This window comes from Micromonospora sp. NBC_01796, assembly GCF_035917455.1.
GTDB lineage: Bacteria > Actinomycetota > Actinomycetes > Mycobacteriales > Micromonosporaceae > Micromonospora_G.
In genome coordinates this window covers 7445436-7470468 of the sequence record NZ_CP109078.1, presented here as the reverse complement: position 1 = coordinate 7470468, position 25033 = coordinate 7445436, and the positions used below count along the sequence as shown (strand labels likewise).

Annotated in this window: 12 protein-coding genes; 6 read left to right on the top strand and 6 right to left on the bottom strand. The window is 70.8% G+C overall.

Going from position 1 to position 25033, the window contains the following annotated elements:
- Positions 1-68: 68 nt before the first annotated feature.
- A complete protein-coding gene (locus tag OIE47_RS33150) occupies positions 69-1289 on the bottom strand; it encodes an MFS transporter (protein ID WP_326558477.1) in 1221 nt (406 codons plus the stop codon).
- 238 nt (positions 1290-1527) lie between these two features.
- On the opposite strand from OIE47_RS33150, the gene OIE47_RS33145 reads away from it, so the two are divergent.
- From OIE47_RS33145 to OIE47_RS33135, 3 genes are all read left to right on the top strand, one after another.
- Complete coding sequence (locus tag OIE47_RS33145) at positions 1528-6516, top strand: carbohydrate-binding protein (RefSeq protein ID WP_326558476.1); 4989 nt, start codon at positions 1528-1530, stop codon at positions 6514-6516.
- A 340-nt stretch (positions 6517-6856) separates the two neighbouring features.
- The gene (locus OIE47_RS33140; protein WP_326558475.1) at positions 6857-10882 is read left to right on the top strand and encodes a Pls/PosA family non-ribosomal peptide synthetase; all 4026 of its coding nucleotides are present in this window, start codon (positions 6857-6859) and stop codon (positions 10880-10882) included.
- 26 nt (positions 10883-10908) lie between these two features.
- Entirely contained in the window at positions 10909-12204 is a 1296-nt protein-coding gene (locus tag OIE47_RS33135) for a M1 family metallopeptidase (protein ID WP_326558474.1), read from the top strand.
- Between the two features lie 57 nt (positions 12205-12261).
- Here the strand turns inward: OIE47_RS33135 and OIE47_RS33130 are convergent, their stop codons facing one another.
- Positions 12262-14433, bottom strand: coding sequence for a sigma-70 family RNA polymerase sigma factor (locus OIE47_RS33130; protein ID WP_326558473.1), 2172 nt, complete (start codon positions 14431-14433; stop codon positions 12262-12264).
- A gap of 331 nt (positions 14434-14764) precedes the next feature.
- Here OIE47_RS33130 and OIE47_RS33125 point away from each other — a divergent pair, with 331 nt between their 5' ends.
- From OIE47_RS33125 to OIE47_RS33115, 3 genes are all read left to right on the top strand, one after another.
- Positions 14765-16129, top strand: coding sequence for a pectate lyase (locus OIE47_RS33125; protein WP_326558472.1), 1365 nt, complete (start codon positions 14765-14767; stop codon positions 16127-16129).
- Positions 16130-16159: 30 nt separating this feature from the next.
- Positions 16160-17980 carry a right-handed parallel beta-helix repeat-containing protein gene (locus tag OIE47_RS33120; RefSeq protein ID WP_326558471.1) on the top strand — a complete coding sequence of 607 codons (1821 nt, stop codon included), beginning with the start codon at positions 16160-16162 and terminating at the stop codon, positions 17978-17980.
- A gap of 113 nt (positions 17981-18093) precedes the next feature.
- Entirely contained in the window at positions 18094-19671 is a 1578-nt protein-coding gene (locus OIE47_RS33115) for a pectate lyase family protein (RefSeq protein ID WP_326558470.1), read from the top strand.
- Positions 19672-19869: 198 nt separating this feature from the next.
- Here OIE47_RS33115 and OIE47_RS33110 read toward each other — a convergent pair whose 3' ends face one another.
- The 4 genes from OIE47_RS33110 to OIE47_RS33095 form a co-directional block, all read right to left on the bottom strand.
- On the bottom strand, positions 19870-21132 hold the full coding sequence (locus OIE47_RS33110; protein WP_326558469.1) for a vWA domain-containing protein: 1263 nt from the start codon (positions 21130-21132) through the stop codon (positions 19870-19872).
- Positions 21129-22382, bottom strand: a complete 1254-nt coding sequence (locus OIE47_RS33105; protein WP_326558468.1) for an AAA family ATPase — start codon at positions 22380-22382, stop codon at positions 21129-21131. The genes OIE47_RS33110 and OIE47_RS33105 overlap by 4 nt, the downstream gene beginning before the upstream one ends.
- An 85-nt stretch (positions 22383-22467) precedes the next feature.
- Complete coding sequence (locus OIE47_RS33100; RefSeq protein ID WP_326558467.1) at positions 22468-23853, bottom strand: hypothetical protein; 1386 nt, start codon at positions 23851-23853, stop codon at positions 22468-22470.
- Positions 23854-24059: 206 nt separating this feature from the next.
- A complete protein-coding gene (locus OIE47_RS33095) occupies positions 24060-24791 on the bottom strand; it encodes an NPP1 family protein (RefSeq protein ID WP_326558466.1) in 732 nt (243 codons plus the stop codon).
- Positions 24792-25033: the final 242 nt, after the last annotated feature.

Here is a 25033-nt window from a genome sequence, read left to right as displayed (position 1 = left end):
AACGCAGGCTGGGCCGAGCACGAACAACAAACCCCGGCACGCTGAAGATCAACCTCGGTGAGCGCCTGCTATCCGATCGAGGACGCGGCCCGGCTCGCCCCGGATCGCGGTACCTCGGCCGGGTCGTGCACGCTCTTCCGCCGGAGCAGCAGCGGCTCGGCGAGCAGGGCGATCAGCGCGACGACGGTCAGCACCGCACCGACCAGGAAGGTCGCCCGTACACCGGCGGTGGACAGGATGACACCGCCGAGCAGCGCACCGGCCGCGATACCGACGTTGAACGCGGCGGAGTTCGCCGCGAACCCGATCTCGGTCCGGCCCGGGGCCACGTGCAGGATCCGCGACTGGGTGGCCATGAAGACCGGGGCGGTGGTACAGCCCAGCACTGCCACCAGCGCAACGACCGCCGCCTGGCTCGCCGCGAAGAGGTACAGCCCGAGCAGCGCCGCCGCCTGCCCTGCGACGGTCAGCACGAGCACGCCCCGGGGGAGCCGGTCGAGCAGGGGACCGGCGGCGGTCACGCCGACGACGCCCGCCAGGCCGAAGACGAACAAGATGGTGGTCACCTCCGGGTCGGTGAAGCCGGTGACCCGGGTGAGGAACTCCACCACGTACGTGAACCCGAGGAACACGCCGGTCACCGACAGGACGGTGGTGACCAGCACCAGCGCGAACAGTCGGGCGTCCGGCGCGGAACCGTACGCGCCGTGGCTCTCCTCGGGACGGGTCGTCGGCAGTAGCAGGGCGATCACCACCAGCGCGACGAGCGCGAACGCGCTCACCACCAGGAACGGGATCTGCCACCGGCTCTGTTGGGCCAGCCAGGTCCCGGCCGGTACGCCGAGCACGGTGGCCAGCGAGCCCCCGACCGACATCACGGCGATCACCCGTCCCCGTACCGCGGGTGAGAACAGGCCCACCGCCACGGGTGCCATCACCGCCCAGAAGAGGGCCTGGGCCAGGGCGGTCACCACCCGGGCGGCCAGCAGGACCCCGTAGGACGGGGCCAGCACCGACACCAGGGTCGACAGGACCAGCACGGCGAGCAGGCCGGAGAGGACGTGCCGCCGTGGCATCCGACGGGTCACCTGGGCGAGCGGCAGCGAAACCACCGCCACGGTCAGGCCGTACCCGGTGACCAGGTATCCGACCGACGGCAGCGACACGTCGAGATCCGCGGCGATCAGGCGGAGCAGCCCGATCGGCAGGTTCTCGGTGGTGTTGAAGGCGAAGGCGGACAGGGCGAGTGCCAGGAGGACCAGCACCCTGCGCGAGGTGTCGGTTCGCATGATAGGCGATCTCCCGTCCTGTCAGGAGTCCCACGGCTACCGGGGCACCGGCTTCCGTGCCACGTGGGCGTGACCGTGACGCTACCGGAGCCGGGCGGGCCCTTGATCAACGAACTGTTCACGTCGACATTCCCTTCTGATCACTGGGCCAGGCCCGGGGGTTCTCACAAGCGCGGCAGAGTCTCGGCCGCTCGCGTCTCCGGCGCGGAGCACCCCATGAACAAGGAGAAACCTCGCCATGACGCTCCAACTGGGCGTGGGTCGGAGACGCGTGCGCGTGCTCTGGTCCGTGATGGCCGTCGTACTCGTCGCCGGGTCGGCAACGGCGTTCGGTCAGTCGTTCGCGGGTGCGGAGGAAACCCCGGCGCCGGCGGTCGGTAGCGCACCGACGCTCAACCTGAACAACGGGCAGACGCTCGAAGGCACGGTCACCGTCACCGCCCAACCCACCACCGAGAACGACTCGGTGGCCAGCATCGCGGTCGACGGCACCCGGATCGACGCCGAGCAGACCGCAGGCACCGCCCACTTCGGCTTCGACATGGGCGGCAACGGCACCGAGGCCCGCTACCACAACTACCTCACGGTGAACGACCACACGGCCGAGGCGGACCGGATCTACTTCCCCGACATCCCCGGCGGACGGGCCAGCGGCCTGGACTTCCCCGGCGAGTGGCTGCATTCCGGGGTGAACACCCTCACCGTCCACGCGGGCTGGAACTGGGTCGACTCGACCAACACCGCCGCGGTCGGCTACGAGGTGCTGCCGTACGGCGAAGGGGGCCGCTGCCCCAACTACGACGACTTCCCGCTGAGCAGCCTCAGCCTCAGCCTGCTCGGCGTTGTCGCCGACGGCGAGCAGAACCTGTTCAGCTACACCCTCGGCGACGGCACCTGTGGCAGTTCGAGTCGCCCGCTGACGCAGGACCTGACGTTCGTCGTCTCCGGCGACCCCGGTAGCACGGCCGGTCTGAGTGCCGACCTCGACACCGCCACCCTCGGCAACGGCAGGCACACCGTCAGCGCGACCACCCGGTCGGGCGCGACGGCGAGCGTCGCCGTCGAGGTCAACAACGCGTCGCCCGGCGCGGCGAAACTGACCCCCGCCGACGGTGCCCTCGTCCGCGGTACGCGGCCGGTGATCGCCGCGTTGCCGAACGGCAGCAAGGACAGCGTCGAGTCGTTGGCCATCGACGACCGGGCGGCCCAGAACCCCGAGACCCTCGCCGCGGGGACCGCGACCCTCGGCCTCACCGTCGAGGCCGGCAACTCGGTCGAGGCGCGGTACCACAACTTCGTACTCGTCAACGGCAACCGGGTCGACCTCGGCGGTGACTACGGCGTCGGCGGCGCGGAGAACGTCAGCCTCGGCTTCCCCACCCGGTTCCTGCACCCCGGTGACAACGTGATCGAGGTCAGGACCGGCGACTACAACGGCACCGCCAACGGCGCGACCTGCGCGAACCACGACGACTTCAAAATCACCCGGGGTACGGCGAGTCTGCGGTTGAGTACGGCGGGCACGGTCACGACCGGCACCACGTACATCGTCACCACCAGCGGCGGGACCGTGACGAAGACTGCGACGACGGACGCCTCGCTCTCGCTGGGCGACGGGACCTGCGGCGCCAGCAGGGACGCCGAGTTCCACTTCACGATCGCGGGCGCGCCGACCGCGCGGACCATCGACACCCTCGGCAGCGGCGGCAACGCGCGGCTGAAGGTCTTCATCGGCGGCAACGGCACCGACAACGGTTACGACAACAAGGTGCTGATCAACGGCATCCCGCTGGACCTCGGGGTCTGGGAGAAGGAGGCCGCCGACCTTACCTTCCCGAACGAGTGGCTGGTGCCCGGCGTCAACGTACTGGAGTTCGTCGCCGGCAGCGACCACGGCAGCGCCAAGCCGGGCGGCTGCGACAACTACGACGACTTCACCCTGGGCGACTTCCAGCTCACCCCGGTCGACGCGAAGGCGACCCAGCTGACCAGGCAGATCGCGGGGACCACCGTCACGATCGGCTCGGCCAGCTACCCGGCCGGTTCACCGGTGACCGTGTTCATCGGCGACGGTACCTGCGGCAGCAGCTACAACCCGGCCCTGGACAAGACGATCCTGTTCGACGTCACCGCGCCGGACGGCGCCGCGCTCCGGGCGCTGGGCAAGCGGGCGGACGTCGACACGACCGCGATCGCGGACGGCGCGCACACGATCAAGGCGGTCGTCGGCGACAAGACCTCGACCCGGCAGTTCACCATCGACAACACCGCACCGGTGATCGAGAACAGCGTGCCGGCCGAGGGGCAGCGGCTGACCTCCACCGTCGCGCTCAACCTCGCCATCGCCGACGCGACCGGTGTTGCCGGCACGCCCACGATGACCCTGGACGGCACGGCGGTGCAGCAGGGTGACCAGATCGGTCACGGTCTGCCCGCCGGCAACCACACCATCGCGGTGACGGCGACCGACACGCTCGGCAACACTGCCGTCCGCGAGGTGCACTTCACCAGCGCGAGCATCCCGGACGTACCGACCGAGCTCAACGCTGCCGTCACCGGCTCCGCCTCGCCGTCGGCCGCGCTCTCGGCCAGGATCCCGGGCCAGGAGGGCATCTCGCTCACCGCCACGTTCACCAAGGCGGACGTCGCGACCCCGTCCACGGGCTACCAGGGCGAGGCCGCCGGGGTACCGACCACACTCGACGTCCAGCACGACAAGCTCGTCGACGTCGGCTCCCTGCGTCCGCTCGACGGGCGGACGATCGACACCCCTTCCGGTCGTGACGTGGTGTTCCAGCGCTACGACGTGCCGCTCGGGGCCTCGAAGGAGGTACCGACGCTGCGCTGGGAGGGCACCATCGACCCGCAGCGGGTGGTGGCGCTGCGCGCCTGGGACCCGGCGGCCAAGAAGTGGGTCGTCCTGACCAGTTCCCGTGGCGAGGCCGAACACAGCACGGTCCTCACCGCCCCGCTGGGCAAGGAGTACCGCGACGGCGCCACCGTCCATGTACTGGTCACCGGCGAGGACCCGTTCGCCGACGATCTGTCCCCGCGCGACTCGTCCGCGCAGAACGACAAGGACCGCTTCGAGGACCCGAACTCGTACGACTTCTCGATCACGCACTTCACCGACACCCAGTACCTCACCGAGGGTGCGGCGGGTGGCACGTACGACGACTGGGACGGCAAGGCCGAGCCTTCGGACGTCGCGACGGCGGAGGAGCAGGCGCTCTGGGCGGCGACGTACCGCGACGAGATGCAGTGGATCGCCGACAACGCGGACGAGCGGAAGATCGCGTACGCCGCGCACACCGGCGACGTCATCGAGAACGACTACTACGACCCGCTGGCCACCAAGCCGGACGGCTCGCTCCAGCGGCCCGGCCTGAACGCCGAGGTCGACAAGGAACTCGCGCTCGCGTCGAGCTACCAGAAGATCCTCGACGACAACGGGGTCGTGAACCAGGTCATCGCGGGCAACCACGACAACCAGCTGGGTGCCGAGACGGGACCCGACTCCCGGTTCAGCAAGACCTTCGGCGCCGACCGTTACTACCAGGTCGCGAAGTCCTGGCCGGCCGGCACCGAATACCACGCGTGGGACGAGGTGACCAACCCCGACGGCACCGTCACGCCCGGCCGCGACAACCAGAACAACTACACGCTGTTCTCCTCCGGTGGCCTGGACTTCGTCGCCGTTGGTCTGTCGTACGGGGTGACGCCGCAGGAGGCCAAGTGGGCCGACTCGGTCTTCAAGCGGTACAAGGACCGCAACGGGATCCTGCTGTCCCACGACTACCTGAAGCCGTCGACCAACCCCGACGGCCGGGGAGCGGACTTCTCCGCGCCGGACGGCTCGCCGCTCTACAAGCAGGTGGTCGAGAACAACCCGAACGTCTTCCTGGTCCTCGCCGGACACGAGCACGGCGTCGGCACCAACCTGAAGACCAACGTCGGGGTGACCGTGGCGCACGACGTGGTCGAGCTGCTGGCGGACTACCAGTTCTACACGGTGCCCGCCGGTGAACTCTGGCCCAAGCTGGTCGACGCGGCCGGCAACATCGACATCAACGGCGACGGCACCCCGGACCACAAGTCCACCGACCGCCTGCAGTTCGGTGCGAGCTTCCTGCGTCTGCTCCAGTTCGACGTCGACCGCGCCGAGATGCGCATCGACACGTACTCGCCGTTCCTCAACAACTTCGGGGCGACCGAGTACGACATCCGCCAGGACGGCAGCCAGACCAAGCCCCGGTACAACGGCGCCGAGGACAACCTGACCCTGCCGGTCGACCTCACCACCCGGAAGACGTCGTTCTCCACCGACTCGCTGGCGGTGTACGTACCGTCCGGTCTGATCGGGACCGCCGGGGTGACCGCGAACGGCACCGCGACGGTGACCTGGGCGGGCCTCGTGCCGGCCACGTCGTACGCCTGGATCGTCTCCGCACAGAGCGCGGACGGCGGCGTTGCCGTGGCCCAGCCGGCCGTGTTCCGTACCGTCAAGGGGGAGCCGACGGTGACCGCGACCTCGTCCGCGACGGCCTGGGGCACGGCGGCGACGGTGACGGTCAAGGTCACGGCCGGCACCGCGCCGGTCTCCGGCACGGTGGAACTGCGCGAGGGCACCACGATGCGCGGCTCGGCCACACTGTCCGGAAACACCGCGACGTTCACCCTCCCGGCGGGCCTCGCGGACGGCAACCACACCCTCACCGCGTCCTACTCCGGCAACGAGTACCTCAACCCGGCCCAGGGCACCGTCACCGTGACGGTGAACCTGCCGGCGGCGTGGAACGCGTCGACGGTCTACAACAACGGGGACCGGGTCGGTTACCAGGGCAGGGTCTACCTGGCCTCCTGGTACTCCCGGAACCAGCAGCCGGGCGACCCGAACGGGCCGTGGCAGGAACTGGGCATGACCGAGGACGGCGCCACGGTCTGGACCGCGTCACGGATCTTCAACACCGGCGACACCGTGATGCACAACGGCAAGAAGTTCCGTGCCCGCTGGTACACCCGCAACCAGGCGCCCGGTGACCCGAACGGCCCGTGGGAGGAGATCGCACCGCCGTCGCCGGACAACAAACCGGCGGCCTGGACGCCCACGACCGTCTACAACACCGGTAACCGGGTCTCGTACCAGGGCCACGTGTACGAGGCGAAGTGGTACACCCGCAACCAGACACCGGGTGACGCCAACGGCCCGTGGAAGTTGGTCAGCTAGCGCAACGGCGTACGCCGGCCCGGGACCCGAACGTGGTCCCGGGCCGGCTACCGGCCGCCAACCGATCGCCGCAGGTCTGCCGGCTCCGCAGATGAACTCTGTGATGCCAACCACCGGATTGGCTTCGTTTGGGCAGCAATGGTTCGTTCCACGTTAAGCTGGTCGACCGGTGGCCGAGATGTTCCCGCGCCACCCGAAGAACCGATACGCCGAGTTCCTGACCCGCCACAAGCGTGGACATCGTGCGGATCGCCACGCTGACCGTGAACCGGGTAGCCGACGGGCTGGAACGGCCCTCCCCCCACGCGGTGCAGTTCACGTTCGTCGGAGGGTGTGGAGCATGCGCGCGTACCTGGCAGGCACCGATCGGATCGAGGCACCCGGCGAGTTGCCGCCGCTCACTCCCGTCGACCAGCCCCAGGCCGAGGTCAACGCCGTCGACCCGCTCGAAGAGCTGGGCTTCGTACCTCCCGTACCCGCCGACACGCACGGCCCCTCCGACACGCACGGCGGGCCGCCGGCGGTGTACCCCGCACAGGCTGCCCCGCCCGTCCGTACCCTGCTGGACATCCTCGCCCGGACCGCGCACCGGCACCCGGCCGCGCCGGCCCTCGACGACGGGGCCACGCTGCTCAGCTACCGGGCTCTCGAATCCCGGGTCGACGAGGTGCGCCGACAGCTCGTCGCGGCGGGCATCGGGGTGGGGGACCGGGTCGGTGTGCGCGTACCGTCCGGCACCGTCGACCTGTACGTCTCGATCCTCGCCGTACTGGCCGCCGGTGCCGCGTACGTGCCGGTGGACGCCGACGACCCGGACGAGCGGGCCGAACTGGTGTTCGCCGAGGCGGAGGTCTGTGCCGTACTCGGACCGGACCGGACGCTGGTGCCGCGCCACACGCCGCACGGAACCCCGGGCCGCCCCGGTCCCGACGACGACGCGTGGATCATCTTCACCTCCGGCTCCACCGGCCGGCCCAAGGGTGTCGCGGTCACCCACCGCTCCGCCGCCGCGTTTGTCGACGCCGAGGCGAGACTCTTCCTGGTCGACGAGCCGATCGGGCCCGGCGACCGGGTACTCGCCGGCCTGTCGGTGGCGTTCGACGCGTCCTGCGAGGAGATGTGGCTGGCCTGGCGGTACGGCGCCTGCCTCGTGCCCGCCCCCCGCTCGCTGGTCCGTACCGGAATTGATCTCGGACCCTGGTTGGTCGAGCAGCGGATCACCATCGTGTCCACGGTCCCGACGCTCGCCACCCTGTGGCCGGCCGAGGCCCTCGACGAGGTGCGGCTGCTCATCTTCGGCGGTGAGGCATGCCCGCCCGAGCTCGCCGCGAGGCTGGCCGTCGACGGCCGCGAGGTGTGGAACACGTACGGCCCGACCGAGGCCACGGTCGTGGCCTGCGCCGCCCGGCTGACCGGCGACGGCCCGGTACGCATCGGGTTGCCGCTCGACGGCTGGGACCTGGCGGTCGTGGACGTCCGGGGCGACGTGGTCCCGATGGGCGAGGTCGGCGAGCTGGTCATCGGCGGGGTCGGGCTGGCCCGCTACCTGGACGCGGCCAAGGACGCGGCGAAGTTCCCGCCGCTGCCCGCACTGGACTGGTCGCGGGCGTACCGCAGCGGCGACCTGGTCCGCGCCGAGCCCGAGGGGCTGCTGTTCGTCGGCCGGGCCGACGAGCAGGTCAAGCTGGGCGGGCGCCGGATCGAGCTGGGCGAGGTAGACGCGGCGCTCCAGGCGCTGCCCGGGGTCGCCGCCGCGGCGGCCGCGGTACGCACCGCCCGGCACGGCAACCAGCTCCTGGTCGGGTACGTCGTCCCGAACGCGGATGACGGGTTCGACCGGGCGGCGGCGGTGCAGCGGCTGCAGACGGCTCTGCCGGCCGCGCTGGTTCCGCTGATCGCCGTGGTCGACGGCCTGCCCACCCGCACGTCGGGCAAGGTCGACCGGGCGGCTCTGCCGTGGCCGTTGCCCGGACTGGACACCGCCGACGTCGTCCACCGGATGGACGGGACCGAAGCGTGGCTGGCCGAGTGCTGGGAGGAGATCCTCGGCGTCGCGCCGGCCGGCCCGGACGACAACTTCTTCGCCTCCGGCGGCTCCAGCCTCGGCGCCGCACAGCTACTCACCCTGCTGCGCGACCGGTACCCGGGCGCATCGGTCAACGACGTGTACCAGCACCCGGTGCTGAGCGCGCTGGCGCGCACGCTCGACGGGTTCGAGACGGTGAAGGAGACCACGACCCGGGTCGTGCGCCCGACCCCACGGCGTACCGGTCTCGCGCAGACCGCCCTGATGCTGCCGTTCCTCGGTGTTGTCGGGCTGCGCTGGGTCGTCGCCCTCGCCGCGATCAACAACGTGCTGGCCCTGTTCGGCTCGTACCCGTGGGCACCCACCGTGTCCTGGTGGTGGGTGCTGCTCGGCTGGCTGCTGGTGATCAGTCCGCCCGGCCGGATCGCGATCGCGGCCGGCGGCGCCCGCCTCCTGTTGCGCGGTCTGCGGCCGGGGAGTTACCCGCGTGGTGGTGGGGTCCACCTGCGTTTGTGGGCGGCCGAGCGGCTGGCGGCATCGAGCGGTGCGACCAGCCTCGCCGGTGTCTGGATCACCTACTACGGACGCGCGCTCGGCGCCCGGATCGCCAACGAGGTCGACCTGCACTCCCTGCCGCCGGTGACCGGCATGCTCCAACTCGGGCAGGGCGCCGCGGTCGAGCCGGAGGTGGACCTCTCCGGTCACTGGGTCGACGGTGACGTCGTCCACGTCGGCCGGATCCGGATCGATGCCGGTGCGACGGTCGGCGCCCGCAGCACGCTGATGCCCGGCGCCCGGATCGGCAAACGGGCCGAGGTCGCACCCGGGTCGTGCGTGACGGGTTCGGTGCCCGCCGCGCAGCGGTGGGCCGGGGTTCCGGCGAGCCGGTCGGGCAAGGCTGCCCGCCGCTGGCCGCAGCAGCGTCCCGGCCGGGTCCGCGGGTGGGCCATGGCGTACGGGCTGAGTTCACTCGCCCTCAACTTCCTCCCCGCGATCGCGGCGGTACCGGGGCTGCTCGTCCTCGGCTGGTTCCTGCACGGCAGCACCACCCTGCAGACCGCCCTCGTCCGGACACTCACCGGCGTGCCGCTCGCCACGGTGGCGGCGATGACCGCGTACGCGCTGCTCATCCTGATCCTCGTACGCGCGCTGAGCATCGGCCTGCGCGCCGGCCACCACCCCGTGCACGGGCGGGTGGCGTGGCAGGCGTGGGCGACCGAGCGACTGATGGACCTGGCCCGGGTCGGCCTGTTCCCGCTGTACGCGAGCCTGTTCACACCGGTCTGGCTGCGCGCCCTGGGGATGCGGGTCGGGCGCGGGGTGGAGGCGTCGACCGTGCTCGCGTTGCCCGCGATGACCACGGTCGGCGACGGTGCGTTCCTCGCCGACGACACCCTGGTCGCCTCGTACGAGCTCGGCGGTGGTTGGTTGCGCATCGGGGCCGCCCGGGTCGGCAAGCGGGCCTTCCTCGGCAACTCCGGCATGACCGCGCCGGGCCGTGCCGTACCGAAGCGCGGGCTGGTCGGGGTGCTGTCCGCGACGCCGAAGCGGGCCAAGGCGGGCAGCTCGTACCTCGGCATGCCGCCGATGAAACTGCCGCGGGCGGCGGAGCAGGGCGACCAGAGCCGGACGTTCGATCCACCGGCGCGGCTGAAGGTCGCGCGGGCCGCCGTCGAGCTGTGCCGTGTCGTACCGGTCATGGTCGCGGCCGGGCTCGCCGTTGTCACCCTCGCCGCGTTCGAGGCGCTCACCGCCGGGTACGGGTACGTCGCCGCGCTGGCCGCGGGTGGTGTGCTGCTGCTCGCCGCCGGCATCGTCGCCTGTGTCGTCGCCGCCCTGGCGAAGTGGTTGCTGGTCGGCGCGTTCCGGGTCCGGGAGCGCCCGCTGTGGAGTTCCTTCGTGTGGCGCAACGAGCTCGCCGACACGTTCGTCGAGGTTCTCGCCGTACCGTGGCTCGCCGGTGCGATCGGCGGCACCCCGCTGATGAACCTGTGGCTGCGCGGCCTCGGCGCGCGGATCGGGCGCGGTGTGTGGTGCGAGACCTACTGGCTGCCGGAGACCGACCTGATCCGGATCGGCGACGGCGCCACCGTCAACCGCGGCTGTGTCGTGCAGACCCACCTGTTCCATGATCGGATAATGCGCATGGACCGGGTGATCCTCAGTGCGGGTTCGACGCTCGGCCCGCACGGGATCGTGCTGCCCGGCGTGACGGTGGGGGAGCACGCCACCATCGGGCCGGCGTCACTTGTCATGCGCGGCGAGACCCTGCCCGGTGGGGGCCGCTGGCTGGGCAACCCGATCGCCGCCTGGCCGTCGGAAAGGGCACGCCGAGGGTGAACACGAAGGGGGTCCCGTCGGGCTCCGTGGGCGGTACGCCGGCGGACCCGTACCTTCCCGGGCACGGGAACGCCGGCTACCGGACCACGCACTACGACCTCGACCTGGAGTACCGGACCGGTTCCGGTCGGCTCTCCGGCCGGGCGAAGATCTCCGCGACCGCCGACCGGACCCTCACGGAGTTCAGCCTCGACCTGGGCATGTTCCGGGTGGACCGGGTCCTGGTCGACGGCGCGGCGGCGAGCTACAGCCATCGGGCCGGCAAACTGCGGGTCCGCCCGACGACGCCGCTGCCCGCCGGGACGCCCTTCACCGTCACGGTGCGGTACGCCGGGGTCCCCCGACCCATCCCGAGCCGGTGGGGTGACCTCGGCTGGGAACGGCTGAACGACGGTGCGCTGGTCGCGAGCCAACCGACGGGGGCGCCGTCCTGGTTTCCGTGCAACGACCACCCGGCCGACAAGGCCACCTACCGGATCGCGGTCACCACCCAGTCGCGGTACGCGGTGATCGCCAACGGCACCCTCGTCTCGCACGAGGCCGGCGCCAACACCACCACCTGGGTGTACGAGCAGCTCGCGCCGATGTCCAGCTACCTCGCCACCGTCCAGATCGGACGTTACCGCCCGATCGACCTGGCGGTCGGTCCGGTGCCCCAGCGGGCCGCCGTGCCGCCACGGCTGTTCGCGGCGGCGCAGCACGACCTGGGCCGGCAGCCGGAGATGATGACGGCGTTCGAGTGCGTCTTCGGCCCGTACCCGTTCGCCGAGTACGCCGTTGTCGTGGTCGACGAGGCACTGGAGGTGCCGGTCGAGGCGCACGGGCTGTCCATGTTCGGCTCGAACCACGTGGACGGGCGGCGGGGATCCGAGCGGCTCGTCGCCCACGAGTTGGCGCACCAGTGGTTCGGTAACAGCCTGACCGTGGCCGACTGGCGCCACATCTGGCTCAACGAGGGGTTCGCGAAGTACGCCGAGTGGTTGTGGTCGGAGCTGTCCGGCGGCGAACCGGCCCGCGCGCACGCCGTCCGGTCCCGGGCCATGGTGTCGGCACTGCGCCAGGACCTGCGGCTGGCCGACCCGGGGGCGCGGCGGATCTTCGACGACCGGGTGTACCAGCGCGGTGCGCTCGCCCTGCACGCCCTGCGCGAGGTCGTCGGTGACGGGCCGTTCTTCACCCTGTTGCGGGAGTGGACGCAGGTCCACCGGCACGGCACGGTGACCACGGAGGCGTTCACCGCGTTGGCCCAGCGCCACACGTCCCGGCCACTCGACGGGCTGTTCGCCGCCTGGCTGTACGAACCGGCCCTGCCGCCGTCCTGACCGCGCGTCCCCGGTGCGTTCCCCGGCAGCGTCGGTGTTCCGGTTCACGGGGAACGCCTACCCGACGGGGGTCATGGCGGCGCCGACACGTTTGTCCCTGGTGTTGGTCAGGAAGGTGGTCGCCGGCAGCCGGCCGTCCGGTGACCTCGGCGCCACCGCCGATGCCGGGTCGGTGGTGAGCAGCGCGGCGTCGCTCCACCCGTCCTGGTCCCAGGAGTTGTCCGCCGCGTCCACCCCGTCGCCGAGGGTGGATTCGCGGCCGTTCCCGACGGCCAGGTTCTGGCGCAGGAACGAGGTCGATCGCTCGAAGGCGAAGCCGGTCTTCCCGTTCCGGAAGGCCGTGTTGCCGCGCACCGTCAGGGCGCCGGTGTTGCCGCTCTCGGTGAACCCGTACCCGGCGTTGTCCCATGCCGCGCTGCCGGTGATGACATGGTCGACCGGACCGGGCCGGGTGCCTCCGCCGAGTTTGAACCCGTAGCCGTCGCCGTCGAACGGTGCGATGCCCCACCGGTTCAGGCCGTTGCCGAACGACCAGGTGTGCTCGATCGTGACCGGGCTGGTGAACTCGTGCAGCCCCAGGCCGTCGTCGGCGTTCTCGTACAGCCGGCAGTTGCGCACCACGTTGCCGGTGCCGGAGCCGTACTCGATGCCCAGGCCGTCGGCGTACTCGCCGTTCGTCGGGTTGTCGTGGTTGCCGAAGAAGTCGCTGTCGACGACCAGGTTGCCGATGGTGTCCCGGTCACGCAGCAACAGTCCGGTCTGGCCGTTGTCGTGCAGCGACACCGCCCGGAAGACGTTGTACGAGCACGACCGGCACACGTACGCGTGCTCCGGCGCGCCCCGTACCGCCAGACCCTGCACGGTCCAGTAGCTCGCCCGCTGGGTGACGTACGAGGCGCCGGCCGGGATGCCGGAGGCGTCGATGACCGGGATCTCGTCCCGGTAGTTGCTCAGCACGATCCGCTGGTCCGCCGTACCACTCGTGGTGATCTCGACCGATCGGGTCGGGCGGTAGGTCCCGCCGCGCAGCGCGATGGTCTGGCCCGGCCGGACCACCGCCGTCGCCTTACCGAGCGTGGCGAAGGGTCGGTCCAGATCGCCCGGGTTCGCGTCGCTGCCGTCCGGGGCGACGTAGTACGAGGCGGTCGTGACGCCGTCGAAGCCGCCCACCGGCGGTGGGTTCGGAGCCGCCGGGGTGGCCGGACCCGGAGTCGGCGCGCCCACCGACCCGCCGCCGGTCGCTTCCGCCGACGGAATCGCGAGGTCGGGACCGCCGTCCTGATAGGGCGGGTAGGACACGGCGTAGACAAAAACCGTGGTGGTCGCGACCGCCACGACGCCGCCGACCGGCAGGAGGTGCGCCATCAGGTACCGGACGGCCCGCTGGACCAGGTCCCAGGCGGTGCCCCAGACGGGCGCGACCGCCCCGCCGACGGTGGCGGAGACGCCGGCGGATCCGGCCAGCCCGGCGAGCATGGGTGCCAGGTTCGCGCCCGCGAGCAGGTGTTCGGCCGGGATGAGCTCCCGCTCGTGGGCGAGGCAGACCTCGCACCGCCGCACGTGCCGGCCGAGGTGCTTCAACCAGCGCGGGTCGGACGGTCCGCCCAGCTTCGCCGCAGCCACGGTCAGCGCGGCGCATCGCGGGATCGCGTGCCAGGCCCGCAGGAGCGTACGGGCGAGGACGAGCTGCGCCTTCACCCGCTGTACGCGTACCGCGGCGTGGCCGGTGGTGAGGCCGAGTTCGTCGGCGAGGTCGGCCCGGGTGAGCATGCCGGCCGCCTCCCGCCACCACAGCCGCAGGACGCGCTGGTCCTCGGTGGTCAGCCAACGGGCGGCCTCGTGGGTCTCCCGGCGCTCAACGGACAGGTGGAGCCGGAACATGGTCGAGTCGACGAAGTCGCCGGCCGGGTCCGGCCACTGCGAAACGTCGCCGACCAGCGGCCCCAGCGCGGTCGCTACCCGGATCGAACGGCCCCGGTCCTGCATCTGGCGGTAGGCGATCGAGATGACCCAGGCCCGGAAGCACTCCGGATCCTTGAGTCCGGCGATCCCCCGTACGACGCGCAGCATGGTCTCCTGGACCACGTCGTCGACGTCGGAACTGCCGTGCAGTGCCTTGCCCACCACGTTGTAGACGAGCGGCATGGCCTCGGCCACCAGGGCTGCCAGGGCGTCTTCGTCGCCGGTGCGCGCCGCGCTGACGAGGGCGGGATCGACCGCCGTCCGCATGCCGACCACCTCCCTTCGTACCTGATCGCAATATTTACATGGATCGTGCTCTGAGTCGGTGCGGCTGCCGGCACGTGGATCACGGCTGAGCGTGGCCTGCCTTCGTTGACGCGCGACCCGACCCCCGGATAACAGCAATCGGGGGTTGGCCGCGCAGGGCGCGAAGATTTCCGACGTGATCTAGCAAGGACTCCAGGAACGCGCTTTCCTGAGGGAGTTCCCGACGTCACCGATCCGGTGGCGACTGCCCTCGGGTGCGCAGCGCCGTGCGCCACACGTGTGTGGACCCCACCCCACTCCACGCCACCCGTCCCAACCCTGGAGGTTCGTCATGTTCCCTCGTCCCTCGGTCCGCCGACGATGGGGTCGGTGGTCGCTGGTCACCGGCGCGGTCGCGGCGCTGATCGCCGGCACCATCGGCTTCAGCCACACGGCGCAGGCCGCCACCGTCTTCGGCGACAACTTCGAGGACGGCAACACCAGCGACTGGTCCAAGTCGGGCGGTACCTGGGCGGTCGTCGCAGACGGTTCCCAGGCGGTGCGGCAGTCCAACGCCGGCAGTGAGAACGCCCGGCTGTTCAACGGCTCGACCAGTTGGACGGCATACACCGTGCAGGCCCGGGTCAAGCCGCTGAGCCTCGCCTCGGGCGGCCACGTCGGGCTGCTCGCCCGGGCCAGCGGGTCCACGACGTTCTACCGGCTGGCGCTGCTGCCCGGCAACCAGGTGCAACTGCAGGCGGTGAAGGGCAGCACGGTGACCGTCATCGGCGGCGTCTCCCGTACGGTCGCCACCGGCACCTGGTACACCCTCGCGATCGAGGTCAACGGCACCACCGTACGGGCGACCGTGGACGGGACCCAGATCGCGCAGGGATCCAGTTCGGTCTCCGCCACCGGCCGGATCGGCCTGCAGACGGTGTACGCCACCGCCACGTACGACGACGTCTCCGTCACCACCTCGGGGACCACCCCGCCGACGGCGAACCCGACGACGACACCGAACAACCCGCCCACCACCTCGGCACCGCCGCCCACGACGACCTGGCCGACGCCGACCGGCAACGCGCCGGTCAACAACGGCACCATCCAGGTGACCGGCACCTTCGACGGCGGGATGCGTCGCTACTGCTGCATCGGTGACGGGGGCCAGGGCGAGAGTCAGGATCCGGTCTTCAAACTCGCCGCCGGTGCCACCATCCAGAACGTCATCCTCGGCGCGCCCGCCGGTGACGGCATCCACTGCGAGGGCAACTGCACCATCCGCAACGTCTGGTGGGAGGACGTGGGCGAGGACGCCGCCACCTTCCGCGGCGGCACCACGTACAACGTCATCGGTGGCGGCGCCCGAGCGGCGTCGGACAAGGTGTTCCAGCACAACGGCTCCGGAACGGTGCACATCACCGGCTTCTACGCCGAGAACATCGGCAAGCTCTACCGCGGCTGCGGCAACTGCTCCACGTCGTACCAGCGTCACGTGGTCATGGACAACGTGACGGTGCGCAACGCCGACGCCGTCGCCGGTATCAACACCAACTGGGGTGACACGGCGCGCTTCACCCGGATCACCATCTACGGCGACGCCACCGTCTGCCAGAAGTACCGCGGCGTGTCCAGCGGCAACGAACCCGTCCTGATCGGCGAGGGCGCGGACGGCGTCAACTGCATCTACAGCAGTTCCGACATCACCTACCGCTAGCCGATGGCCGTACCGTTCGGAGGTTTTGGAATGGATCGACAGGACGTTCCGCGATCACGACGCCGGCGCTGGCAGTGGGTTGCCGGCGCGGTGGCTCTCTTCAGCGTGGCGGCGGCGATGTTCGGCCAACTGGCCTTCGCCGCCACGTTGTTCAGCGACAACTTCGAGGACGGCAACGCCGACGGATGGTCGAAGTCCGGCGGGACCTGGGCGGTGGTGGCCGACGGGTCCCGGGCGTTGCAGCAGAGCAACGTCGGCAGCGCGAACGCCCGCGAGTTCAGCGGATCGACGAGCTGGGCGGCGTACACCGTCACCGCTCGGGTCAAGCCCACCGCGTTCGGATCGGGCGGCCTGGTCGGCCTGCTGGCCCGGGCCAAGAGCTCGACCACCTTCTACCGGCTGGCGTTGCTGCCCGGCAACCGGGTCCAGCTCCAGGTGGTCAACAGCGGTACGGTGACCGTCCTCGCCGACGCCAACCGCACCGTCTCGACCGGAACCTGGTACACCCTCGGGTTGACGGTGTCCGGCAGCAACATCACCGCCACCGTGGACGGTGCGGTGGTCGGCTCGGGCACCAGCGGGGTCGCGGCCACCGGTCGGATAGGGGTGCAGACCCTCTACGCGACCGCGTCCTTCGACGACGTGACGGTCGGGGACACCGGTACGACAAATCCGACCCCCACCACGGCCGGCTCGACTCCCACCAGTACCCCGACCTCGGCACCGCCGACGAGTCAGCCGCCAACGAACTCCCTGATCGTGGCTCCGAACGGCAGCGATGCCAATCCCGGCACCGTCGCCGCGCCACTGGCGACCCTGGGCCGGGCGGTCAGCCTGGCCACCCCGGGCACCACGATCGCGCTGCGCGGCGGCACCTACCAGTTCAGCACCAACGTCCAGATCATGAAGGACGGAACCGCCGCCAACCCGTACACCATCACCAGCTACAACGGTGAGAAGGTCATCCTGGACGGGGAGAACCTCCCGCACACCCCCGCGCCACTCAACGGCAGCATCCCGAACGCCGAACGCGGCGTGCTGCACATGGAAGCCGACTACTGGCGGATCCGCGACCTGGAGATCATCCACGGCCCGTACGCCATCTTCTGCCGCGACTGCAACAACAACGTCTTCGATCGCCTGGTCACCCGGGACAACTACGAGTCGGGTCTGCAGATCCAGGGCGCCGCGAGCAACAACCAGGTGCTCAACCTCGACAGCTACGGCAACCGTGATCCGCGCAAGAACGGGGAGAGCGCCGACGGCCTGGCGATCAAGGAAGGCGGCGGCAGCGGCAACGTCGTACGCGGTGCCCGGCTGTGGAACAACGTCGACGACGGCTTCGACGCCTGGCTGTTCACCTCACCCATCCTGATCGAGAACTCCGTCGCCTGGGGCAACGGTGTGGACCGGTGGGGATTCCCCGACTTCGCCGGCGACGGCAACGGCTTCAAGATGGGCGGCGGCGACCCCGATCCGCCGGCCAACCACACCATCCGCAACAGCATTGCGTTCGACAACGCCCAGGGCGGCTTCATCGACAACGGCAACCCCGGTTCCATCCGGGTCGAACGCAACACCGCCTGGCGCAACGGCGACGGTGGCTTCAAGTTCGCGAACTCCACCTCGGTCCTCACCGCCAACCTGGCCGTCGCCAACGGGGCCGGTGTCTCCCTCGGCTCGTCGACCGGCAGCGGCAACTCCTGGGACATCAAGAGCACCTGGAGCGCGGCCGACCTCGCCAGTACCGATCCCGCCACCATCACCGGACCACGCAACCCCGACGGCAGCATCCGCACGTCCTCCTTCCTCCGCCCGACCGCCTACCCCAACCTGGGCGCACAGATCTGAACCCGGGTGCCCGTCGGTGCAGGCGTCCACCGCCCGGCGGGCCACCCGGCTTCTCGAACCACCACCCAGCTTCTCGAACCACCACCCAGCCTCGAAAACGAAGGTGAGACAAGATGAGACGACCAGTCGCACTGCGACTCCAGGCGGCGCTGGCCACGGCGGCCGTCGGGGCCGCGATCGTGGTTGCCCTGCCGACACCCCAGGCGTCGGCAGCGGCCGGCAGCGCCACCGGCTACGCCACGCAGAACGGTGGGACCACCGGCGGCGCGGGCGGACAGACGGTGCGGGCCACCACGGGGACCGCGATCCATGCGGCCCTGTGCGGTCGGGCCAGTAGCAGCACCCCGATCATCATCGAGGTGACCGGGACGATCAACCACGGCAACACCACCAAGGTGTCGGGCGACAGCTGCAACACCGCCGCCGGCGTGATCGAACTCAAGCAGATCAGCAACGTCACGATCATCGGGGTGGGCAGCGGAGCCGTCTTCGACCAGTTGGGCATCCACATCCGCGACTCCAGCAACATCATCATCCGGAACGTGACCGTACGGAACGTCAAGAAGTCGGGCTCGCCCACGTCCAACGGTGGTGACGCGATCGGGATGGAGAGCACCGTCCGCAACGTCTGGGTCGACCACGCCACCCTGGAGGCCTCGGGCGGGGAGTCGGAGGGTTTCGACGGCCTGTTCGACATGAAGGACGACACCCAGTACGTGACCCTGTCCTACAGCATCCTGCGCAACTCCGGCCGTGGTGGGCTGATCGGGTCCAGTGAGAGCGACCGCGGGAACGGTTTCATCACCTTCCACCACAACCTGTACGAGAACATCGACTCCCGTACGCCGTTGTTGCGTGGCGGCATCGCGCACATCTACAACAACTCGTACGTGAGCCTGCACGAGTCCGGCATCAACTCCCGGGCCGGGGCGCGGGCCAAGGTGGAGAACAACCATTTCAGGAACTCCAAGGACGTCCTGGGTACCTTCTACACCGACGAGGCGGGCTACTGGCAGGTCGCCGGCAACATCTTCGACAACGTGACCTGGTCCAGCCCCGGCAGCGACAACAACCCCGCCGGCCCCAACCCGCAGTCGAACACCACCGTCAGCATCCCGTACTCCTACAGCCTCGACGGGGCGAGCTGCGTGCCGGACATCGTCCGCCAGACGGCGGGTGCCAACACGGGACTGCAGGAGTCGAACGGCAACTGCTCACCGCAGACACCGTCGCCGACACCAACCCGCCCCACACCCACGCCGAACACTCCCACCACGACGCCGCCGACTCCGACTCCGACCGCGCCGACTCCGACGCCGCCCAGCGGGACGAACCTCAGCATCGGGGCGGGCTCCGACGGCTCCAGCAAGGCCAGTGGCACCGGCTACGGCGACGTACGCGACGGCAACCTGAGCACCTACTGGTCACCGGCCGGCTCGACCGGCGACATCTCGATCAAGTGGGGTTCCGCCACCACGGTGTCCCGGATCAACATCCGGGAGGCGTCGGGCGCCGTGGGTTACATCGGGTCATGGCAGGTCATCAACCACGGCACCGGTGCCGTCCTGACCTCCGGCAGCGGGGCGGGCGTCATCACCTTCCCCTCGACCTCTCTCAGCAAGATCACCTTCAGGATCACCAGCTCGACCGGCACGCCGAGGGTCGCCGAGTTCGAGACGTACGCCGGATAGCGGTACCTCCCGCACACCTTCCGGGGAAGCGGCATCCGCCGGGGACCCTGCCCGGCGGCGGCAGTCATCGGGCATCGCCCGCCGTGTACCACCGATCCAGCGAACGCGGCGGGGTCGTCGAATTCGACGACCCCGCCGCTCGGCCGCGTGTTGCCCTGGCTGCTCTCCCGTGGGCGGGTCGACGCCGGCGTCCGTTCGCTACCCGTGAGCAGCGGGGACGGACCCGATGACGACCACCCGCGCCCACTCGGGCGGTGCGTCCGGCACGTAGTCGGGATTGTCCTCGCTCCACGATCCGGCGCCCCTGCTCCGGGGGAACAGTCCCACCACCGTCCGGCACGGTGGTCGTGTATCGGGCCAGGGCGTCTGCCCGTCGGTCAGGATCACCATGACATCCGGCCAGGGCCTCGATCGGAGCGCTGTGGCGAATCCCGTACGCAGGTCCGTCCCCCCGCCTCCCAACAGGGGGATTCCCTCGGCACGGCACAGCGGGTGCACGGTCCGGGCCGCCGCGTCGCACGACAGCACGGTGACCAGGTCGCGCCGGCCACCCACGGCGCGGGCGATCGCGGCGACCTCGAGCAGTGCGCTGCCCAGTTCGGCGTCACTCACCGAACCGGAGGTGTCGATGACCACGGAGACCCGCGGCGGCCTGCGTCGCAGGCTCGGCAGGATGACGCCGGGCAGGCTCGCGGACCGTCGCGACGGGCGACCGTACGTGTAATCCTGACCCGTACCGGGGCCGGAGGCCGCCGAGCGGATCGCCGCCCCCAGCAGGTCCCGCCACGGCTGCGGGGGGTGGAACGCCTCCTCGGCCCACCGCCGCCACCCCTTCGGGGTGTCTCCGGGACGTCCGACGATGCCCTGTGCCACCCGGAACCGGACCGCGTCGCGTTCCTGCGCACTGAGGCCGTGCGCGCCGTCCGGGCCGAGGTCCCACTCCCGCTCCAGCCCGTCGGCCCCACTGCCGCAGTCCAGCCACACCAGGCCCTGCGTGTACGGTCCGAGCCGGAACTGGCGCAGGTAGTCCTCCATCAACTCCCCGTCGGACAGTCCCAGGAGCTTCGGGTCGACGGAGCCCACGGGGCGGGTCAGCCCATCCCCGTACACGTCGTCGTTGATCTCGCAGTCCGCGGCGATGTTCATCCGCAGCCGTTCACCCGGCCCGGTCAGCCCGCGTTCCAGCGCGACCCGGTCGCCGCGGCCGTGATGGTCGCGCAGCAGGTGGGAGACCTCGTGCACCCATACCCCTGCCAACTCCTCGACTGGCGTCCGATCCACGAACGCCGACGAGACGTAGCACCGCCAGTGTCTGTCCACCGCCATCGTCGGCACCAGCCGCGACCGGACCGGGTGCAGTGCGAACAACGCCGCTGCCAGATAGGGCCGTACCCGGGCGGCGAGCAGCCGGGCGGCGAAGAGTTTCTCGAGGTCCAGCGCCTCCTCGGTGGTGTTTGTCATCGGCGGCTCGCCGCGACCCGTGTCCCGGCACTGTCTGCCCTGCGGGTCAGGGACACCACCCCGGCGAGCCTTTCGATCGAGTCCGGCACGTCCCATCCGGCCTGGCGTTGCGCGGCGAGCGTGGTCGCGGGGACGACCACCAGGTCCGGGGCGCCGGTGTCCAGTGCCCGGACCAGCACGGCCCACGCGGCATCCCAGCGGGACTTCTCCGGACGTGTCCGCACCGCGTCCACCACACCGTCAAGTACGGCCTGGCGCAGGTCGCCCCGCTCGGGCAACTCGGCCGCCGCCGGGTCGGCAAGCAGCACCTCCGGGTCCGGGAGGTCCATCCGGTCCAGACTCGCCAGCAGCTCCAGCCCCGGACCGTCCCCCACCGTTCCCCTGACCAGCATGGACAGCACCTCCCGTGAGGTGCCTGCGGCGGTGGCGAAGGCGATCAGGCACAGCGCCATTTCCCAACTGCGGGGTGAGGGCCAGGGCCCACCACGCCGGGCCTCGGTGTTCGGCAGACGGTGTACGAGCCCGGGACGGGCGACGAGGAATCCGCAGACCGCGCGCCGGGCGAACGCCACGGCGTCGGACAGGCACGCCGGATCGAGCCCCGGCAGCGATGCCCTCGGCCAGGTGCCGCCCAGGCCGCGTACCACGACCTCGTGATCGTAGGTCCACTGCAGATGCACGAACCGGTTGGCCAGCGGCGGGCTCAGTTCCCAGCCGTCGGCCGCGGAGGACCGTGGATTGGCGGCAGCCACGATCCGGACTTCGGGAGGTAGCCGCAGGGCACCGACCCGCCGTTCGAGAACGAGCCGGAGGAGGGCGGCCTGGACCGCCGGTGGTGCGGTGGACAGCTCGTCCAGGAACAGTAGTCCTCGGCCGGCCCGGACCAGACGTACGGCCCAGTCCGGCGGCGCCATCGGGACACCCTGCAGGGCGGGGTCGTCGCCGACAACGGGCAGGCCGGAGAAGTCGGAGGGTTCGTGCACGCTCGCGATCACCGTGGTCAACGGCAGGTCGAGGGCAGCGGCGAGCTGCGTCATGGCAGCCGTCTTGCCGATTCCCGGCTCCCCCCAGAGCAGCACCGGCAGGTCGGCTGCCACGGCCAGGGTCAGCGCCTCCAATTGCGTGTCGGGGCGTGGTTCGGTGGTGGTGTCGCGCAGGAGTGCGAGCAGATCGGCGGCGATGTCGAGCCGGGGCGCATGGGCCGGGCCGGAGGGCGCGTCGCTGGTGGCGGGCGGAACGGTTGCGAGCATGGGCGATCACCTTTGGGTTCGAGTTGGGGCCGGCACGGACATCCGTGCCGGGATGAGGCGGGGGAGCGGAGCTGCGGAAGGCGGGTCAGCGGGATGTCGCGTGACGGGGGTGTGCCCGACGATCGCGGGGGCGAGGGCCGGTCCGGGTGGCCGGTCCCTTTCCGTCCCCGGCCAGTCCGGCCCGGAACAGCCCGTGCGCGATCCGCCCCCGCGCGGCCATCTCCAGCGCGTCGCGCAGGGCGCCACCGCGCAGCAGCGCGCCGGGTCCGAGGAGGCCCTCGACGGCTCCCAACGCACCGTCGATGTCGCCGTGGTCCAGGCGGGCACGGATGTCGACGAGATCCTCCGGGTGCCGGTGCGCCTCGTCGATCGCCCGCAAGCACGGCATGGGCGTGCCGCCCAGCGCGGCCAGCAACTCCTCGCGGCGGATCTCGGCCGGATCATGGTCCAGTGGTACGAGCTGACCGTCCACGAGGCCGATCCGGTGCTGGGAACCGCCGCACTCGATCAGGCGAGGATCGGCCCCACCATCACGGGCTCGCCGCTCGTCGGCCTGCGGACGGCCCGGTACGAGCGCCGACGCCACGAGCGGATGCAGCCGGTCGGCCTCGACCAGCCCGGCGCGGAGCAACGCCAGGTCGGGCAGCACCCACGTCGCGGCGTCGGGCAGCACCGGCAGCGTGGAGTCGTGGCCGGTGCTGCCCGACGCCGCCGTGATCCGTGATGTGGAGTGGCCGAGGGCAACCGGGTCCGTGGACAGCTCGATCAACAGCCGCTTTCGGGCCCCGAGCCGTACGGCGACAGTGCCGACGGCCCGCCCCTGCGCGCGCAGGAGTATCCCCGCCTCGGCCGCCCACCGGTTGACGGCGCAGTCGCGCGCCAGTGGCACCTCCGGGTCCGGGCCGGGATGGCCGTCGGCGGGCGGCCCGTCCGTCCCGGCCCGGACCCGCAACTCGCCGGTCCTGCGGGCGTCCCAGAGGTGGCGGTGCAGGTCGAGACGGAATCGCCGGTCGGGACGGGGGTGCGGATGCGGGCCGTGCCCGGCGCTGGACCGTGCCGGGTCCCAGAGCGCGAGGCTGATCCGCTGACCCGCATCCGCCCAGGCCGGTGGTGTCCGGGCGACGAGATGCACCCCGTCGCCGCCCGTCTGCTGGTAGCGGGCTAGGGAGATGGTCAGCCCCGGACGCAGCAGACCATCCGGGGCGATTCTCGGCATGTGCCAGCGCAGCAGGTCAGGGGCAAGATGGCGGAGATCGGCGCGGAGCCGGGCCGCGATCTCTTGGCCGTGGGTGCGAGCCGCGGCGCGCGGATTCAGATCGACATCGACGCGCGCGGCGGCGCAGGCACCCGCCCAGTCGCCGACGGTGCGGCGGGCTGTGGCGGCCTCGATCATGGACGCTGGCACGGCGAACTCGCGCACGTGCAGCCAGAGGGAGAGGCGGGAATCCTCGTTCGCAGTCCAAGGGTGCATCAGCACTCACCTTGGCTGGACGGGACCCCCAATCTTTCACGAGAGGTCTTCATCGGAGGCAGCATACCGCCCCGGTGCCGGACGTGCACGGCCCGTGGCGGATACGCCCCGGACATCGGGGCCGACCAGCTCGCCTGTCCCCGCCCGGGGTTGCCGCCGCCGGAGGACCACCGTCTGAAAGACGGGTCCTCCGGCGACGGACCCGTTCAGCCCTGCGGGTTGAACGGGATCCCGGCGGGCATGGACACGTTCAGCAGGTACTCGAACGAGCCGTCCTTGATCTTGATGGTCGCGGAGCCGAAGTTGGCGTTCATCAACCTGTCCCGCAGTTGGGTGCTGGGCCACCCGTTCCAATCCACGACGGGCGGATAGCGCCAGTTGTGGTAGTGGTTCTCCGGCGGGTCGTCGCTGGCGTTGGCGAGCCGGAAGAAGTGTGTCGACGCGCCGTCCTTGTGGTAGACGGCCTTCGGGTGCGACCCGTCGAAACGTACCTGCGAGCGGGGGTAGGTGCGCTGGCTGCTGTGCTGCGTGGTGGTCACGTACTCGACCTGGTTGGATGCCTGGTTGACCCAGGAGATGACGTGCTCCCAGTCGTGCCGGTGGCCGCCGAGGCCGCTGCCGTGCACGGCCTGGTCCTTCTCGAAGTAGCTGGCGTAGACGATCGCGCACCAGCCGTTGTTGCACTTCGACCGGGCGTACGTCTGCGAGTTGTCCAGATCGGACTGGTCCCGGCAACTGCCGTTGATGGCCCCGGTGGTGTTCAGACCGGGGTTGGTCGTGCCGTCCGGACTGATGGCCGCGACGGCGTAACACCCGTCGCCGTCGTAGTCGTAGGCGGGCGAGAACGACGCCTCGTACCCTCCGGCGTTCGCCGGCAGGTTCTGCAGCGGATCGGCGAAGGCCGGCGCCGCGGGGATCAGGATCCCGAGGGCGGCCACTACGGCCAGGATCCGTTGCAGGGGACGACGATGACGGCTGACGAACGTGCCGGGGGACCGGGCCGCGGAGGACCTCGGTGCGGCAGGTGACGGGGGTGACACGGGTTCCATTCCTCGCCTCTCCTGGAATCGACGCGCTCCGGCCGGTTCACCCGCCGACGCGTGATCACCTGTATTTCACAGAGTTGACCTGGGGTCAATGTCCAGATAAGAGAAGAAAGCATGAACTGCGAGCGTAGGCC

Excerpts from the sequence above, each read along its gene's own strand:
- OIE47_RS33150 (WP_326558477.1), bottom strand. The coding sequence starts at position 1,289 with ATGCGAACCGACACCTCGCGCAGGGTGCTGGTCCTCCTGGCACTCGCC.
- OIE47_RS33145 (WP_326558476.1), top strand. The coding sequence starts at position 1,528 with ATGACGCTCCAACTGGGCGTGGGTCGGAGACGCGTGCGCGTGCTCTGG.
- OIE47_RS33140 (WP_326558475.1), top strand. The coding sequence starts at position 6,857 with ATGCGCGCGTACCTGGCAGGCACCGATCGGATCGAGGCACCCGGCGAG.
- OIE47_RS33130 (WP_326558473.1), bottom strand. The coding sequence starts at position 14,433 with ATGCGGACGGCGGTCGATCCCGCCCTCGTCAGCGCGGCGCGCACCGGC.
- OIE47_RS33125 (WP_326558472.1), top strand. The coding sequence starts at position 14,765 with ATGTTCCCTCGTCCCTCGGTCCGCCGACGATGGGGTCGGTGGTCGCTG.
- OIE47_RS33120 (WP_326558471.1), top strand. The coding sequence starts at position 16,160 with ATGGATCGACAGGACGTTCCGCGATCACGACGCCGGCGCTGGCAGTGG.
- OIE47_RS33115 (WP_326558470.1), top strand. The coding sequence starts at position 18,094 with ATGAGACGACCAGTCGCACTGCGACTCCAGGCGGCGCTGGCCACGGCG.
- OIE47_RS33110 (WP_326558469.1), bottom strand. The coding sequence starts at position 21,132 with ATGACAAACACCACCGAGGAGGCGCTGGACCTCGAGAAACTCTTCGCC.
- OIE47_RS33105 (WP_326558468.1), bottom strand. The coding sequence starts at position 22,382 with ATGCTCGCAACCGTTCCGCCCGCCACCAGCGACGCGCCCTCCGGCCCG.
- OIE47_RS33100 (WP_326558467.1), bottom strand. The coding sequence starts at position 23,853 with ATGCACCCTTGGACTGCGAACGAGGATTCCCGCCTCTCCCTCTGGCTG.